Genomic DNA, 15,727 nt, shown 5'->3' on the forward strand with positions numbered 1-15,727 from the left:
AGACTATTTAAAACTACTTGAGAACAACGCCAGGCGACTGCCTTATCACGCGTCTGATGCCAAGCCAGCCTGACAGCCCAATCAGCAGGGCACTGACAATGGGAAGCGTAAACCAGAGCCAGATCGCTGGCTGCCAGGAAAGCTCGAAGACCTGAACATTCAACCACCCGCTACAGATTTCTGTGCCCACCACAGCCATCACGCCGGAGAATGCCCCCAGAATGAAAAACTCACCTGCCTGCATGATCACAAGTTGCTTTCTGCTCCCACCCAGAGATCGAATCAGAGCTCCCTCACGCAGTCGGGTATCCAGGCTGGCCTCTATGGCCGATGCCAGAACCAGTAAACCCGCCAGTAACAGCGCCAGAAGCATGGCCTCCACCGCAAGAATGGATTGCTCAAGCATCACCTGGACCTGACGGATAACAGCATCCATATCCAGCAGACTGATGGTTGGAAACTGTCGAACCAGTTCATTCAACACCAGCCGATCCTGCTGTGGCAGATAAAAACTGTTCAGCCAGGTCGCTGGCAAACCTTTCAGTGAAGCTTCTGGCAGAATCATGTAAAAGTTGGGTTGGAACGACTCCCACTGAACTTCCCTGATACTGGTGACTTCGGCAGTCACTTTGGTACCTGCAATCGTAAACGTTAGTTCATCACCCAAATCGACCCCCAGATGCTCAACAATAGACCTCTCAATGGAAATCTCACCGGTATCACCCGGTTGCCACCACTCCCCTGCCACTATCTTGACTTCAGACCTGGGCCGGTCTGACCAGGTCATGTTCAGCTCACGATGCAGGGAGTTATGATTCCTCTGCTCTTCTGTAACAGCCTCTTTGGCCGGCAGCCCATTGATTTCAATCAGTCGACCCCGAACCATAGGATAGAGAGTGGTTCCGTTTATATCATTGCTCTGCAAGAAGTTCTGAAAGGATTTCACTTCTGCTGGCTGAATATTGATGGCAAAGTAGTTGGGGGTTTTCTCAGGTAATTGTTGTTGCCAGCGTTCCAGCAAATCCGTTCTTACCAACAACACCAGTGCCATAGCCATGAACGTCAGGGTGAAAGCTGTTAACTGGGCAGACGTTTGTCCCTGTTCTTGCAACAGACGTTTCAGGCCAAGCCGCCAGGGCATGGGTACGGGCTGCCCGGACAAACGACGCTGAACGCTTGCCAGTCCAGCTTTGATAGTCAGCGTGATCAGTAATATGACGGCGCTGACTCCAAGAATCATTCCCACTGTCATCAACAACTGGCCTGTGTGGTACCAGAGCAGCACCAGCATGGCAATCAGAGACAGCCCATATACCGACCAGACGCCTGCGGCGGCTGGTGTCAGCTCACGCCTGAGTACCCTCAGTGGCGTAACGTCCTTCAGCCTCAGTAAAGGAGCCAGCCCAAATCCGACCAGTGTAATAATGCCGGTCAAACCACCCACTATCATGGGTAGAGGACCGGCCTCAGGGAGCCATGGGGGCAAAACATTCGCCAACAGTTTGACCACTCCCACCTGTAAGAGCCAGCCAATGATGACACCGGGTATTGAAACCAGAACAGCCATCCAGAGCAGTTCTCCGACAAAAATCTGCATGAGCTGATTCTGCTGTGCGCCCATGCACCGCATCACTGCGATACCATCAAAGCGTCGTTCAGCAAAACGACGACTGGACATAGCAACCGCGATACCGGCCAGAAGCATGGCCGCAATACTGCCCAGACCCAGAAACTGCTTTAACAGTACGACAGAACCGCGCAGGTCTTCACGGTCGTCTTCTGCCAGATTCAGCTTTTCGCTGTCGGATAAAAGGGGCTCAACCTTACTTTTGAATGTGGCCAGCTGTTCTGCTTCACCTGCAATCAATGTTCTCCAGTGAACCCGACTACCCGGCTGGATAATTCCAGTCGCACCCAGATCGCTGATGTTAAACATCAGACGGGGTGACAGACTGTAAAAGCCACTGCCGCGATCGGTTTCCAGAGTGATGGCTCGAGCGACTTTGAACTCTGCTTCCCCTAGCAACAGAGTGTCGCCCACTTCCACTTCCAATAGTGGAAACAGTCTGGGTTCGAGCCAGACTTCTCCTTCTGCAGGTGTATCCTCAGTCACTTCATCCGCTACAAAAGGCTGATCAGCCGTTCGCATGTGTCCACGCAGAGGATAATTAAGGGTGACTGCTTTTGCTGAAACCAGCTGCATTTGGTCTCCAGCCATAACCACCGACGGAAACTCCAGAACAGTGGCCTGTTCAACGGGTTGGTCCTCTATGGCCTGACTGACCTCTTCAGACAGCTTTTTGGAACTGCTGATGACCAGATCCGCACCCATCACCTCGGCCACCTGTCGACCCAATGAAAGCTGAAGCCTGTCACTGAAAATCGCAATAGAGGTGCTGACGCTCACGGCCATCAGAAGGGATAGCATCAGCAGCCAGAGTTCACCGGATCGCCAGTCCCTCAGCAGAAAACGCCACGAAAGCAAAAGACTTCGACTCATTTCAGTGCTCCGGGATGTTCAACTTTCTTTTCTTCAGCCTTCTCTTTGGATATCTCTTCTTCCAGGTGCCCCCGGGTCAACTTTAAAACTCGCTGACAGCGGTGGGCCAACTGCAAATCGTGAGTCACCAGAACCAGTGTCGTTTTGTTCTCACGGTTCACTTCGAAGAGCAAGTCAATAATACTTTCCCCGGTTTTCTCATCCAGGTTGCCCGTCGGTTCGTCAGCAAACAATATTTCCGGCTGCCCGGCAAAAGCCCTGGCAATGGCCACCCGCTGTTGCTCCCCGCCGGATAGCTGTTTCGGGTAGTGAGTCAGCCTTTCAGATAAACCCACCCTGTCGAGTAACGTTCTGGCATCTGCCTCTGCGTTCTCTTTTCCTGCCAGTTCGAGGGGTAACATGACGTTTTCCAGAGCGGTCAGATTAGGCAGAAGATGGAAAGACTGAAAAACAAAACCGGTATGATCGGCCCTGACCCGGGCTCTGGCGTCTTCATCAAGATGATCAATCCGGTTACCAGCGAGAGCCACCTCGCCTTCAGTAGGCTGATCAAGACCGGCAAGAACGCCCAAGAGAGTGGATTTTCCGGACCCTGAAGTCCCGATGATGGCGACAGACTCCCCGGACTTGATCTTGAGATCGAGTCCGGACAAGATGGTGAGCGAACCACTCTGGGCTGTCACTGTTTTACTCAGGGATTGCGCCGAAACGGCAATGGAGGATTCTGTGCTAATGGTCATACGCAGTTGTTTGCCGATGTTTAAATTAATTGTTATTGGGCGGTTGTGTTCCGTGAAAAATAGTTTTCGTTGCCCGCGTTCATATTCGAAGATGACACAAAATAGTTTTCTTCGCTTATGCTTTTTAATACGTTCATGGTTGCTTATCGGATGTTTCGCACTAGGCTGCAGTACAGCAGCCATTGCTGCTGAGAAAACCCTGCTGGTTTTCGGCGACAGTCTCAGTGCGGCTTACGGTATTGAAATTAATCAGGGCTGGGTTTATTTATTACAGCAAAAAATGCAACAAACCAACCCCGACTGGAAAGTAGTCAATGTCAGTATCAGTGGTGAGACAACAGCAGGAGGCTTGAGTCGGCTAAAAACGACACTGGATAAATATAAGCCTGACCTCATGCTATTGGAATTAGGTGCAAACGACGGGCTGCGGGGTACTTCTCTAAAGAGCACGAAACAGAATCTTGAAAAAATGATTGAAATGGCTCAGGCCAACAAAGTCAGAACCGTCCTGTTTGAGATGCAGATCCCTCCCAATTATGGTCCGCTCTATACCCGTAAATTTACAAATATTTTTCAGGAACTGGGCAAAACCTATAACCTGACTGTTGTGCCTTTCTTTCTGTCAGGAGTAGCGGGTAACAGTGACTTGAATCAGCCCGATGGCATCCACCCAATCGCCGGAGCACAACCAAAACTGCTTGAAAATGTCTGGACCAGTCTCCAGCCACTCCTGGAGTAGCATTAAATCGCCCAAGTGTCTGCCAGCAAGCCTGCGAAAAGACTGACGTCGGCAGACTCCGATCCTGGACGAACTCTTCATATCATCGGTTTGGGCGGGACTTATACCAATCGAACTTTCTAACTCACTATTTTGCTGAAGATTTGAGCTTTAATCCTGCGTTGGCGATCGTCGCCATAGCTGAGGCTATGACTCCTCGCGCCGCCTTGTCTTAAGGCTTAAATCTCCATGCTCATCATGGGAGTTAGAAAGCAGGATTGGTATTACCTTTATTTCAAGAAATATTTGGACTGGCAGTTCAAAATTTTAGTCTATGCTCACATTCGTTTTTTTATGAAGGACGGATTTAGATGTGAGTCATTATTTTATTCATCAATTGAGATGGCTTCTTTTCTTTGTTTTGTTATTTAGCCTGCAAGTGCAGGCTATATTGCGGCAAAGAGAGTGAGCCCGGTAAGAAAGCGCAAATGTTGTGCCAAACCTGTGATTCCGGGAAACTTACTGCTCCACCTGGCGGTCCGTCATCCCCTACTCATGAAGGTTTGAAAAGTTTCGCAGCTGGAAAAAACGCCACCAGGGCAACAAACGATGAGATACCTGCTCCCCCATGGTTAGACTCGTCACCTTTGGGATCTTGTTAGCGAAAGGTGAAAATGAATATATTGGTGGCTCGAGTTCAAGTCAGTGATAAGACTATGGATGCTTTTGAGCGGGAAGATGGCAAAGCATATGCTAAGGCAGTTGCTAAGTTACTTTCCAGGAATATGGACAAGATTGCCGGAAACATGAAGGTGGATCAACTGGACATGTGTTTCGAGGAGGAGCATCACGATCATAAGAAAAGGGAGAGGCAGGATCATCAACACCGGCATAAGTCCCTGGCATATTTTGTGTATCACTTTGAAAAGCAAATGAAGTGGCAATGTCGGGAAGAGCAAATGGGGATGATGCAAAAGCTGCATCAGGCAGCGCTTGGTGCAGGAGCTTTAGAAACAGAAAACTCGCCAATCCATGAAAAGGCAAGAACTTTGACTCGTGAGAGAGTCACGAAAATAGAGCCACTTCAATGGCCGAACCTGTCAGGTATCGGAATGACTCTCCTGCTCAGTACTGAGTTTCAGAACGACCAACTGACGATGGATCTTACTTCTGTTTATCAGGCTATTCAGGAAGGAAGTATGATACAGCTGATTATTACTCAAACGGTGGCAGCAAATGAGGGTAATCAGGCTGCCGCTGGCATACCTTTGTGGTTGATGCTTGGCGCTATTATTCCAGACCCTGCCATGAACGGTGATAAAGAGTCTACGGATATGCAGCTGTTAATCGGAACCCAGAAGCCACTGCAGGTTAATCAGCAAAACTTAATGAACGTACTCATAGCCACAATGGAGATAGCGGGTCAAAACGAGCACAATGCTGATTTATCTTTACACTTTTTTCTCAGCCCTCAAATCAACATTCAGGATAACGAAGATCCTCTACCACCAATCCCCAATATCGAAAATTCGATTAATCCTAATCTTCCCGTTAGCGGATTTGCCACTAAGTAAAGCCTTTTAACGTCGAAATAAGACAATAACTGCAATCAGTACGCACTTAGAAGTCAGAAGACGTTTGTTCTGCTGGTTCCAATGTATGACGACAGGATTAGACCGCCTGACCATCTGCCAGCCTGATGCGCAACCTCTGTTCAGTCACGGAGTTTTCAAAGCAATTTTTTCCGCCGTTCGCCGGTAATGGTTTCTAAGTACTCAGCCATACGGAATCTATGATTTCGTATGGCTGAGTACTTACGGGAATTTCCTGCTTTTCAGATTGGAAACTGGGCTCACCTTCAGGCTCATTTCATATTGGAAAAGACTTTTTGGCTGGCAGTGCAAAATTTTAGTCTAAGCTCATGTTCATTTCTTAATTAATAGCGAATTGAGATATGCATTATTATTTTATTTATCAATCGAAATGGCTTTCTTTATTAGTTTTTTTATCTAGCGTGCAAGTGCTGGCTACACCCTGTAAAAATTGCGGCAAAGAGACTGAGCACGGGAAGGATGGGCAAATGTTCTGCCAAGCCTGTGATTCCGGCAAGTCTGCTTCTCCACCTCCTGATTCGTCATCCTCCGCTGATGAAAGTTTGAAAAGCTCTGCAGCTAAAAACGCCACCGGAGCAACGAACTCTGAGAATCTTTTTCCCAAGTTTTATGTGTTACCTTACAGTATCTTGTCGTTTGACGCGGATGAAAATGATGATGTGCTTGTCGCTCAGGCTCGATTGAGTGGCTTGGCTATCGATGCTTTTGAGCGTGGAAATGGCGATGCATTGGCTGAGTATATTGCTCAAAATCTGATAGATCTTGCTGGTCTTATGAAGGTGAATCATCTGAAAATCAATTTTGTGGAGGGGGGTCGACTGCAACGGCTATCGGCGATGGTGGAGCAAAAGCAAAAGCAAAAGCAGTTGGAGAAAAAGCAAAAACAGTTGGAGTTTTTGCAAAAAATGCACCAGGCAGTGCTCAGTGCAGGAGCTGCTGAAGGAACAAAAATAGTAAAGATGCCAATCCATGAAAGGGTAGAAGATCTGACTCATGAAAGAGCCAGGAAAATAGACCCATCTCAATGGCCGGACCTGTCAGATATGGGAATGGTTCACCTGCTCACTGCTGAGTTTCAGAATTCCCCACTGATGATGGATCTTACTTCTGTTTTTCAAGCTATTCAGGAAGGAAATATGATACAGCTGATCATTACTCGAATGGCGGAAGCAGATGAGGGCAATAAGACTGCCGAAGGCACAGTTACGCCTCTGATATTCGCAGCTATTATTCCAAACCCTCTTATGGAAGGTCAAACAGAGTCTGCGGATATGCACCTGTTATTGGGAAGCCCGCCACTGCATGTTAATAAAGATAATTTAATGAGCGCACTCACAGCCGTTATGAATGTAGTCAGTGAATACGAGCACAATGCTGATTTATCTTTACACTTTTTTCTGAGCCCTCCAATCAATATTCAGGATAACGAAGATCCTCTGGCATCAATCCCCAATATCGAGAATTCGATTAATCCTAATCTTCCCGTTAGCGGATTTGCCACTAAGTAAGGCCTTTCGACCTCGGAATAAGACAATAACTGCCAGCATGATGCGCAACCTCTGTTCAGTCACGGAGTCTTCAAAGCGATTTTTTTCCGCCGTTCGAAGGTAATGGTTTCTGCGGGAGTTGACTGCTTTTCAAATTGGAAACTGGGCTCAGCTTCAGGATCATTTCATATTGGTAGAGACTTTCTGGTCGGCAGTACAAAATTTTAGTCTATGCTCATATTCGTTTTTTTTATTAAGGACTGATTGGGATATGCATCCTTATTTTATTCATAAATCGAGATGGCTTTCTTTATTTGTTTTGCTATCTAGCGTGCAAGTGCTGGCTGACCCCTGTAGCAATTGCGGTAGACAGAGTGAGCCCGGTAAGGATGGGCAAATGTTCTGCCGAACCTGTGATTCCGGGAAGTCTGCTTCTCCACCAACTGATCTGTCATCCTCCACTGATGATGGTTTGAAAAGCTCTGCAGCTCAAAACGCCACCGGAGCAACGAACTCTGAGATACCTGCTCCCGAGTTATATCCGATACTCTATAATTTCTTGTCGTTAGTGAACGATGACAATGATGAGTCAATTGCTCGTGTTCAAGTCGGTAGCATGCGTATTTATGCTGTTGAACGGGAAGATGGCGATGTCATTGCCTCATTGGCTGAGCTAATTACTCTGAATCTCATAAATCTTTACGATCTCATTGAGTTGGATGCTCTGAAAGTTGAGCCGGAGGAGGACTCCCTGAGGCTATTGGGTAAGTGGGAGGTGGGGGTCCGCCTGCAAAACCTATTGGAGATAGTGGAGCAAAGACCAAAGCTATTAAAGATAGCGATGCAAGAGCAAGAGCTATTTGAGACAGCGGAGCAGGGGCAAAAGCTATTGGGGATGTTTCAGCTGAGGCAAACGCAGTTGAAGTTCTTGTTAAAACTGCATCAGGCGTTGCTTAGTGAAGATACTGTTTCAGTGAGACTAATAAAGACGCCAATGCATGAAAAAGCAGAAGCTCTGGGTCGTAAAATAGCTGCGGCAACAGACCCATCTCAATGGCCGGACTTGTCCGATATGGGAATGGTTCACCTGCTTACTGCTGAGTTTCAGAATTCACCACTGACGATGGATCTTACTTTTGTTTTTAACGCTATTCAGCAAGGAAATATGGTACAGCTGATCATTACTCAAGCGACGGTAGCAGATGAAGGCAATCAGGCTGTCGCAGGCACAGTGAGGCCTGTGATGCACGGAGCTATTATTCCAAACCCTATTATGAACGCTCAAACAGTGCCCATGAATATGCATCTGTTATTGGGAACCCTGCCACTGCATGTTAATCAAGATAATTTAATGAACACGCTCACAGCCATTATGGGGACGCTCGCTGAAAACGAGCACAATGCTCATTTATCCTTACACTTTTTTCTGCCTCCTCAAGCGTATATTCAGGATAACGAAGATCCTCTATTATCAATCCCCGATATCGAACATTCGATTAATCGTAATCTTCCCGATAGCGCATTGTCACAGAAGCTGCAATAAGACTATCAGTGCAATCATCACGGACTCAGAAGTCAGAAGACGTTTGTTCTGATGGCGCGAATTGACCACATCCTGAATTGGCCTCCGATCCTGGAAGAGCCCCACATATCATCGGGTTGGGCGGGACTAGCCTTTCTTTAAGAAATTTTCTGACTGGAAAAGCAAAATTTTAGTCTATGCTCACATTCGTTTTTTTATTAAGGGCGGATGGGATATGCATCCTTATTTTATTCATCAATCGAGATGGCTCTTTTTATCTGTTTTATTATTTAGCCTGCAAGTGCTGGCTACCCCCTGCAAGAATTGCGGCAAAGAGAATGAGCCCGGTAAGATTAGGCAAATGTTCTGCCGAACCTGTGATTCCGGGAAGTCTGCTTTTCCACCACCTGATCCGTCATCCTCCGCTGATGAAGGTCTGAAAAGCTCTGCAGCTCAAAATGTCAGCGGAGCAACGAACTCTGAGATACCTGCTCCCGAGTTATATCCGAAAAACTATAATTTCCTGTTCTTGGAGAAGGACGACAATGATGAGTTAATTGCTCGAGTTCAAATCGGTAGCATGCTTATTTCTGCTGTTGAGCGCAAAGGCAGCGATTTGTATGCCACATTAGCTGAGCTAATTGCTCTGGATCTCATAAATCTTTACGATCTCATTAAGTTGGATATTCTGAAATTTGAGCGGGAAGAGGGCGATGTGTATGCCACACTGGCTGAGCTAACTGCTTTGAATCTCATAGATCTTTACGATCTCATTAAGTTGGATGTTCTGAAAGTTGAGCGGGAGGAGGGGGACTCCCCAAAGCCATTGGATAAGCGGGAGGAGAGGGACCGTCTGCAAAACCTGTTGGAGATAGTGGAGCAAGTACAAAAGCTATTGGAGGTAGCGGGGCAAGGGCAATTGGGGAGGTTGAAGCTGAGGCAAACGCAGTTGAAGTTCTTGTTAAAACTGCATCAGGCGTTGCTTAGTGAAGATACTGTTTTAGTGAGACTAATAAAGACGCCAGCCCATGAAAAGGCAGAATCTCTGAGTCGTAAAATAGCTGAGGAAATAGACCCATCTCAATGGCCGGACTTGTCAGATATGGGAATGATTCACCTGCTTACTGCTGAGTTTCAGAATTCACCACTGACGATGGATCTTACTTCTGTTTTTCACACTATTCAGCAAGGAAATATGGTACAGCTGATCATTACTCAAATGGCGGTAGCAGATGAAGGCAATCAGGCTGTCGCAGGCACAGTGAGGCCTTTGATACATGGCGCTATTATTCCAAACCCTATTATGAACACTCAAACAGTGCCTATGAATATGCATCTGTTATTGGGAACCCTGCCACTGCATGTTAATCAAGATAATTTAATGAACACACTTACAGCCATTATGGGGATGCTCGCTGAAAACGAGCACAATGCTCATTTATCCTTACACTTTTTTCTGCCCCCTCAAGCGTATATTCAGGATAACGAAGATCCTCTATTATCAATCCCCGATATCGAACATTCGATTAATCGTAATCTTCCCGATAGCGAATTGTCACCGAAGCTGTAATAAGACTATCAGTGCAATCATCACAGACTCAGTAGTCAGAAGACGTTTGTTCTGATGACTCTGTTCCATGCTGACGGGATTAAACCGTCTGCCAGGCTGCTGATTCTGGTGGCGCGATTTGACCACATCCTGAATTGGCCTCCGAACCGGGAACAGCCCCACATATCATCGGGTTGGGCGGGACTAGCCTTTCTTTAAGAAATTTTCTGGCTGGAAAAGCAAAATTTTAGTCTATGCTCACATTCATTTTTTTTATTAAGGGCGGATGGGATATGCATCCTTATTTTATTCATCAATCGAGATGGCTCTTTTTATCTGTTTTATTATTTAGCCTGCAAGTCTTGGCTACCCCCTGCAGGAATTGCGGCAAAGAGAGTGAGCCCGGTAAGGATGGGCAAATGTTCTGCCGAACCTGTGATTACGGGAAACTTACTTCTCCCCCCCCCAGTCCGTCATCCACTATTAATAAAGACTTGAAAAGATCCGCAGCCAGAATGAACGCCACTGAGGCGACGGACGATGAGTTACCTGCTCACTCAGAGTCAGATTCGTCACCCTTCAGGATCTGGGTAGTAAGTGATGAAAATGAAGATCTGTTGAATGTTCAAGTTGAAGTCAGTGACGGGACTGTGGATGCTTTTGAGCGAAAAGATGGAAATGCATATGCCAAGTCACTTGCTAAAGTACTCGCCCAGAATATGGCAAAGATTGCCAGAAACCTGAAGGTGAATCGACTGGACATTAGTTTCAAGGAGGAGCATCACTGTCATAAGAAAAAGGAGAGGCGGGATCATCAACATCTGCATGAATCCCTGGCATTTTTTATACATCACTTTCAAAAGCAGTTAGAGATGCAGGATCATCAAGAACTGCATAAATCTCTGACATTTTTTATAAGCCACTTCAAGCAGATGGAGGTGCGGGATCAGCTGCAAGAACAGCAGCAGGAGATGATGCAAAAACTGCATCAGGCAGCGCTTTATTCAGGAGCTTTAGAGAAAGAAAAGATGCCAATCCATGAAAAGGCAATAGCTATGACTCGTGAGAGAGCCACGAAAATAGACCCATCTCAATGGCCGAACCTGTCAGGTGTGGGAATGACTCTTCTGCTCAGTATTGATTATCAGAATGACCTGCTGATGATGGATCTTACTTCTGTTTTTCAGGCTATTCAGGAAGGAAATATGGTACAGCTTCTCGTTACTCAAACGGTGTCAGCAGATGAGGGCAATCAGGCTGCCGCAGGCACAACCAAGCTGTACATGCTTGGCGCAATTATTCCAGCCCCTGATATAAACAGTGATACAGTGTCTACGGATATGCACTTGTTAATCGGAACCCAGCAGCCACTGCATGTTAATCAACAAAATTTAACGAACATACTTATAGCCGCTAAGGAGGTGGCTGGTGAATACGAGCACGGTGCTGATTTATCTTTGTACTTTTTTCTGAGCTCTCAAATCAATATTCAGGATAACGAAGATCCTCTATCATCGATTCCCAATATCGAACATTCGATTAATCGTAATCTTCCCGGTAGCGCATTGTCACCGAAGCTGTAATAAGACAATAAGTGCAATCATCACAGACTCAGGAGTCAGAAGACGTTTGTTCTGATGGCGCGATTTGACCACATCATGATTTGACCTCCAATCTTGGAGGAGCCCTCATATCATCGGGTTGGGCAGGACTAGTCTTTCTTTAAGAAACTTTCTGACTGGAAAGGAAAAATTTTAGTCTATGCTCAGATTCGTTTTTTATTAAAGGCGGATTGAGGTATGCATCATGATTTTACTCATCAATCGCGATGGCTCTTTATATCTGTTTTGTTATTTAGCCTGCAAGTGTCGGCTACCCCCTGTAAGCATTGCGGCAAAGAGAGCGAGCCCGATAAAAATGGGCAAATGTTCTGCCAAACCTGTGATTCCGGAAAGTCTGCTTCTCCATCCCATGATCCGTCATCCTCCTCTGATGAAGGTTTGAAAAGCTCTGCAACCGAAAAGAAGGTCGCCGAAGCAACAAACGATGAGATACATGCTCTGGACAAGACGATGATTACCAAGTTCAGGGAGCTGTGGAAACAGGTGATGGACTCGTGGGGTCCGCTGCAAGCACAGCCGGAGATGATGCAAAGGCTGCATCAGGCAGAACTTAGTGCAGGAGCTACAGAGACAGAAAGGATGCCAATCCATGAAAAGGTAAGAGCTTTGATCCGTAAGAGATACCCGAAAGAAAACCGATTTAAATCGTCGAACATTTCATATATGAAAAAGGTTTATCTGCTCAGTGTCGGGTTTAAGAATTCCCAACTGGCGATGGATCCTGCTTCTATTTTTAAGGTTATTCAGAAAGGGGATATGATACAACTGAGCATTACTGCTCACATGGTGGCAGCAGATGCGGGCAATCAGGCTGCCGCAGCCACAACCAGGCTGCTGGAGATTCATGGAGCTATTATTCCAGACCCTGCTACGGAGGGTCATGCAGAGTCTACGGATATGCACCTGTTCATCGGAACTCAGCAGCCACTGCGTGTAAATCAACAAAATCTAATGAGCGTACTCACAGCCACTATGGAGGTAGTTGCTGAAAACGCGCACGATAATGATGCATCTCTACACTTTCATTTGATCCCACAAACGTCTATTCCGCCTGACGAAGATCCTCTACTGCCATCCTCTAATATCGAAAATTGGATTAATCGTAATCTTCCCGGTAGCGGATCTGCCGCTGATAAGTTGTGACGCTGGAATAAGACAATAACTGCAACCATCGCAGACTTAGAAGTCAGAAGACGTTTGTTATGATGGCGCGATTTGACCACATCATGAATTGACCTCCGATCCCGGAAGAGCCCCTCATATCATCGGGCCGGGCGAGACTGGCCTTTCTTTAAGAAATTTTCTGCCTGGAAAAGCAAGATTTTAGTCTATGCTCACATTCGTCTTTTTATTAAGGGCGGATTGGAGTATGCATCCTTATTTTATTCATCAATCAAGATGGCTCTTTTTATCTTTTTTGTTATTTAGCCTGCAAGTGTCGGCTACCCCCTGTAAGAATTGCGGCAAAGAGCGAACTCCCGGTAAGGATGGGCAAATGTTCTGCCAAACCTGTGATTCCGGAAAGTCTGCTTCTCCACCTGATGGTCCGTCATCCGGGAAGGCCGCCGGAGCAACCAACGATGAGACAGCCGCTACCCCCGAGCTTGATCCGACGACCTATTCTCTCTTTTTTGTAAAAGATGAAGATGCGTTGATGACTCAAGTTCTGATTAGCGAGGCGTCTTTAGCTGCTGCTGAGGAAGAAGGTGGTGATGCATTTGTCAAGGCCTTTGCCAAGAGAGTTGTCAGGAATCTGGTAGACACTGCCCGAAACATGAATGTAAGTCACATGGTAGTTCGGACGGACAAGTGGGATAAACAAATAAAGCAGGTGGAGATGATGCAAAAAGTGCGCCAGGCACAGCTTAGTGCAGGCGCTGAAAAGACAAATAAGGTGCCAATCCATGAAAAGGCAAAAGCCTTGACTATTGAGCGAGGCATGAAAATGGACCCATCTCAGTGGCCGGATCTGTCAGATCTGGGGATGACTCACCTGCTCAGTGTTGAGTTTCAGAATTCCCCACCTGTCATAGATCTTACTTCTGTTTTTCAGGCTATTCAGGAAGGAAATATGATACAGCTGTTCATCACCAAAACGTTGGCAGCAGATGAGGGCAATCAGGCTGCCGCCAGAACAGTTACTACGATGCTGGGTGGATCTATTATTCCGGACCCTGCTATGGACGGTAATGCAGAGTCCACGGCTATGCACCTGTTAACGGGGCTCGTGCCACTGCGTGTTAATCAACAAAATTTAATGAACGTGCTCATGGCCACTATGGAGATAATTGCTGAAAACGCGCACAACGCTGATTTATCATTACACTTTTTTCTGAGCCCTCCAATCAATATTCAGGATAACGAAGACCCTCTATTATTAACCCCTGATATCGACTACATGAAACTCCTGACCGAAGCCGTACCGCATTCAGTGTAAGGCTATGTGACCCTGAAACAGGGCAATAGGTGCTGTCATCACAGACTCAGGAGTCAGAAGACGTTTGTTCTGCTGATTCTGATGCTGCAGTTTGGCCGCATTATGAACTGACCGCTAATCCTGGGCGAGCACATGAATTCTTCTGGCTTGCAGTGCAAAATTTTAGCCTATGCTCATATTCGTTTTTTTTATTAAGGACGAATTGGGATATGCATCATTCTTTTATTCATCAATCGAGATGGCTTTCTTTATTTGTTTTGTTACTTAGCGCGCAAGTGCTGGCTGCACCGTTTACCTGTAAGAGGTGCGGCAAAGAGCTGTTCTGCCGAACCTGTGATTCCGGGAACTCTACTTCTTCACCTTCTGGTCCGTCATCCTGTGCTGATGAAGATATAAAAAGCTCTGCAGCTAAAAGCACCACCGATGCAACGATCTCTGAGATACCTGAACCCGAGGCGTTTCATCCGATACCCTACAGATTCTCGTCGGTAGAGAGGGGTGAAAATGGTGATTCGTTGATGGTTGAAGTTAAAGTCCGAGGCAGGGTTATTGATGCTGTCCAGCGGGCAGAAGAAGATGGCGATGCATCTACCATCGGATTGGCTGAGCTAATTGCTTCTAATCTTGTAGATATGGGCAATCTCAGGGGGATAGATCATGTGAATTTTAAGTTGGATGAAGGGGATCAGGAACGTCTGCCAAAGCTATTTGAGATGGTGGAGCAAAAGCAAAAGCAGATCGAGTTTTTGAAAAAAATGTATCTGGCAGCGTGTGGTTCAGAAGTCGAACGGACAATAATGCTAAGGAGAACAATCCATGAAAGAGTAGAGGCTCTGACTCGTGAAAGAGCCGCGAATATAGACCTGTCTAAATGGCCGGATCTGTCGTATATGGGAATGACTCACCTGCTCACTGCTGAGTTTCAGAACGCCTCACTGATGTTCGATCTTACTGCTGTTTTTCAAGCTATTCAGGAAGGAAATATGATACAGCTGATCATTACTCAAACGCTTGCAGCAGATGAGGGCAATCACGCTGCCGCTGGCACAGTCACGCCGGTGATGCTTGCAGCTCTTATTCCAGAAGCCCTCTTTCGGCGCAGCGATCAAACAGAGTCTCCGAATATTCATCTGGTATGGGGAACCCCGCCAATGATTTATAATGATCAGAACCTGCCCCCGCCACTGCGTTTTAATCAACATGATTTAATGAATGCACTCACAGCCATTATGAATGTGGTCAGTGAAAACGAGCAAAATGCTGATTTATCTTTACACTTTTTTACGACGCCTCAAACGTATATTCAGGATAACGAAGATCTTCTATTATTAATCCCCGATATCGAACATTCGATTAATCGTAATCTTCCCGATAGCGCATTTTCATCGAAGATGTAATAGGACTATAAGTGCTATGATCACAGACTCAGGAGTCAGGAGACGTTTGTTCTGCTGATTCTGACAGCGCGGTTTGACCGCATCATAAACTGACCTCTGATCCTGGACGAGCTGTTATATTATCGGTTTGGGCTGAGCTTGC

Annotated in this window: 11 protein-coding genes; 9 read left to right on the forward strand and 2 right to left on the reverse strand. The window is 46.5% G+C overall.

The window, feature by feature from the left end:
- Window positions 1-13: 13 nt before the first annotated feature.
- A complete protein-coding gene (locus P6910_RS24985; protein WP_317143942.1) occupies window positions 14-2,500 on the reverse strand; it encodes an ABC transporter permease in 2,487 nt (828 codons plus the stop codon).
- On the reverse strand, window positions 2,497-3,240 hold the full coding sequence (locus tag P6910_RS24990; protein WP_317143943.1) for an ABC transporter ATP-binding protein: 744 nt from the start codon (window positions 3,238-3,240) through the stop codon (window positions 2,497-2,499). The genes P6910_RS24985 and P6910_RS24990 overlap by 4 nt, the downstream gene beginning before the upstream one ends.
- A 139-nt stretch (window positions 3,241-3,379) precedes the next feature.
- On the opposite strand from P6910_RS24990, the gene P6910_RS24995 reads away from it, so the two are divergent.
- The 9 genes from P6910_RS24995 to P6910_RS25035 all read left to right on the forward strand — a co-directional run bounded on the left by P6910_RS24995 (window position 3,380) and on the right by P6910_RS25035 (window position 15,585).
- The gene (locus P6910_RS24995) at window positions 3,380-3,979 is read left to right on the forward strand and encodes an arylesterase (protein WP_317143944.1); all 600 of its coding nucleotides are present in this window, start codon (window positions 3,380-3,382) and stop codon (window positions 3,977-3,979) included.
- A gap of 665 nt (window positions 3,980-4,644) precedes the next feature.
- On the forward strand, window positions 4,645-5,532 hold the full coding sequence (locus P6910_RS25000) for a hypothetical protein (protein WP_317143945.1): 888 nt from the start codon (window positions 4,645-4,647) through the stop codon (window positions 5,530-5,532).
- Window positions 5,533-6,038: 506 nt separating this feature from the next.
- Window positions 6,039-7,079, forward strand: a complete 1,041-nt coding sequence (locus tag P6910_RS25005; protein WP_317143946.1) for a hypothetical protein — start codon at window positions 6,039-6,041, stop codon at window positions 7,077-7,079.
- 118 nt (window positions 7,080-7,197) lie between these two features.
- A complete protein-coding gene (locus P6910_RS25010; RefSeq protein ID WP_317143947.1) occupies window positions 7,198-8,601 on the forward strand; it encodes a hypothetical protein in 1,404 nt (467 codons plus the stop codon).
- Between the two features lie 214 nt (window positions 8,602-8,815).
- On the forward strand, window positions 8,816-10,150 hold the full coding sequence (locus P6910_RS25015) for a hypothetical protein (RefSeq protein WP_317143948.1): 1,335 nt from the start codon (window positions 8,816-8,818) through the stop codon (window positions 10,148-10,150).
- A gap of 398 nt (window positions 10,151-10,548) precedes the next feature.
- Window positions 10,549-11,712, forward strand: coding sequence for a hypothetical protein (locus P6910_RS25020; RefSeq protein WP_317143949.1), 1,164 nt, complete (start codon window positions 10,549-10,551; stop codon window positions 11,710-11,712).
- Window positions 11,713-12,129: 417 nt separating this feature from the next.
- On the forward strand, window positions 12,130-12,894 hold the full coding sequence (locus tag P6910_RS25025) for a hypothetical protein (RefSeq protein ID WP_317143950.1): 765 nt from the start codon (window positions 12,130-12,132) through the stop codon (window positions 12,892-12,894).
- A gap of 226 nt (window positions 12,895-13,120) precedes the next feature.
- Window positions 13,121-14,188 carry a hypothetical protein gene (locus tag P6910_RS25030; RefSeq protein ID WP_317143951.1) on the forward strand — a complete coding sequence of 356 codons (1,068 nt, stop codon included), beginning with the start codon at window positions 13,121-13,123 and terminating at the stop codon, window positions 14,186-14,188.
- Window positions 14,189-14,217: 29 nt separating this feature from the next.
- Complete coding sequence (locus P6910_RS25035; protein WP_317143952.1) at window positions 14,218-15,585, forward strand: hypothetical protein; 1,368 nt, start codon at window positions 14,218-14,220, stop codon at window positions 15,583-15,585.
- Window positions 15,586-15,727: the final 142 nt, after the last annotated feature.

It is taken from the genome of Endozoicomonas sp. 8E (assembly GCF_032883915.1).
Taxonomy (GTDB): domain Bacteria; phylum Pseudomonadota; class Gammaproteobacteria; order Pseudomonadales; family Endozoicomonadaceae; genus Endozoicomonas_A.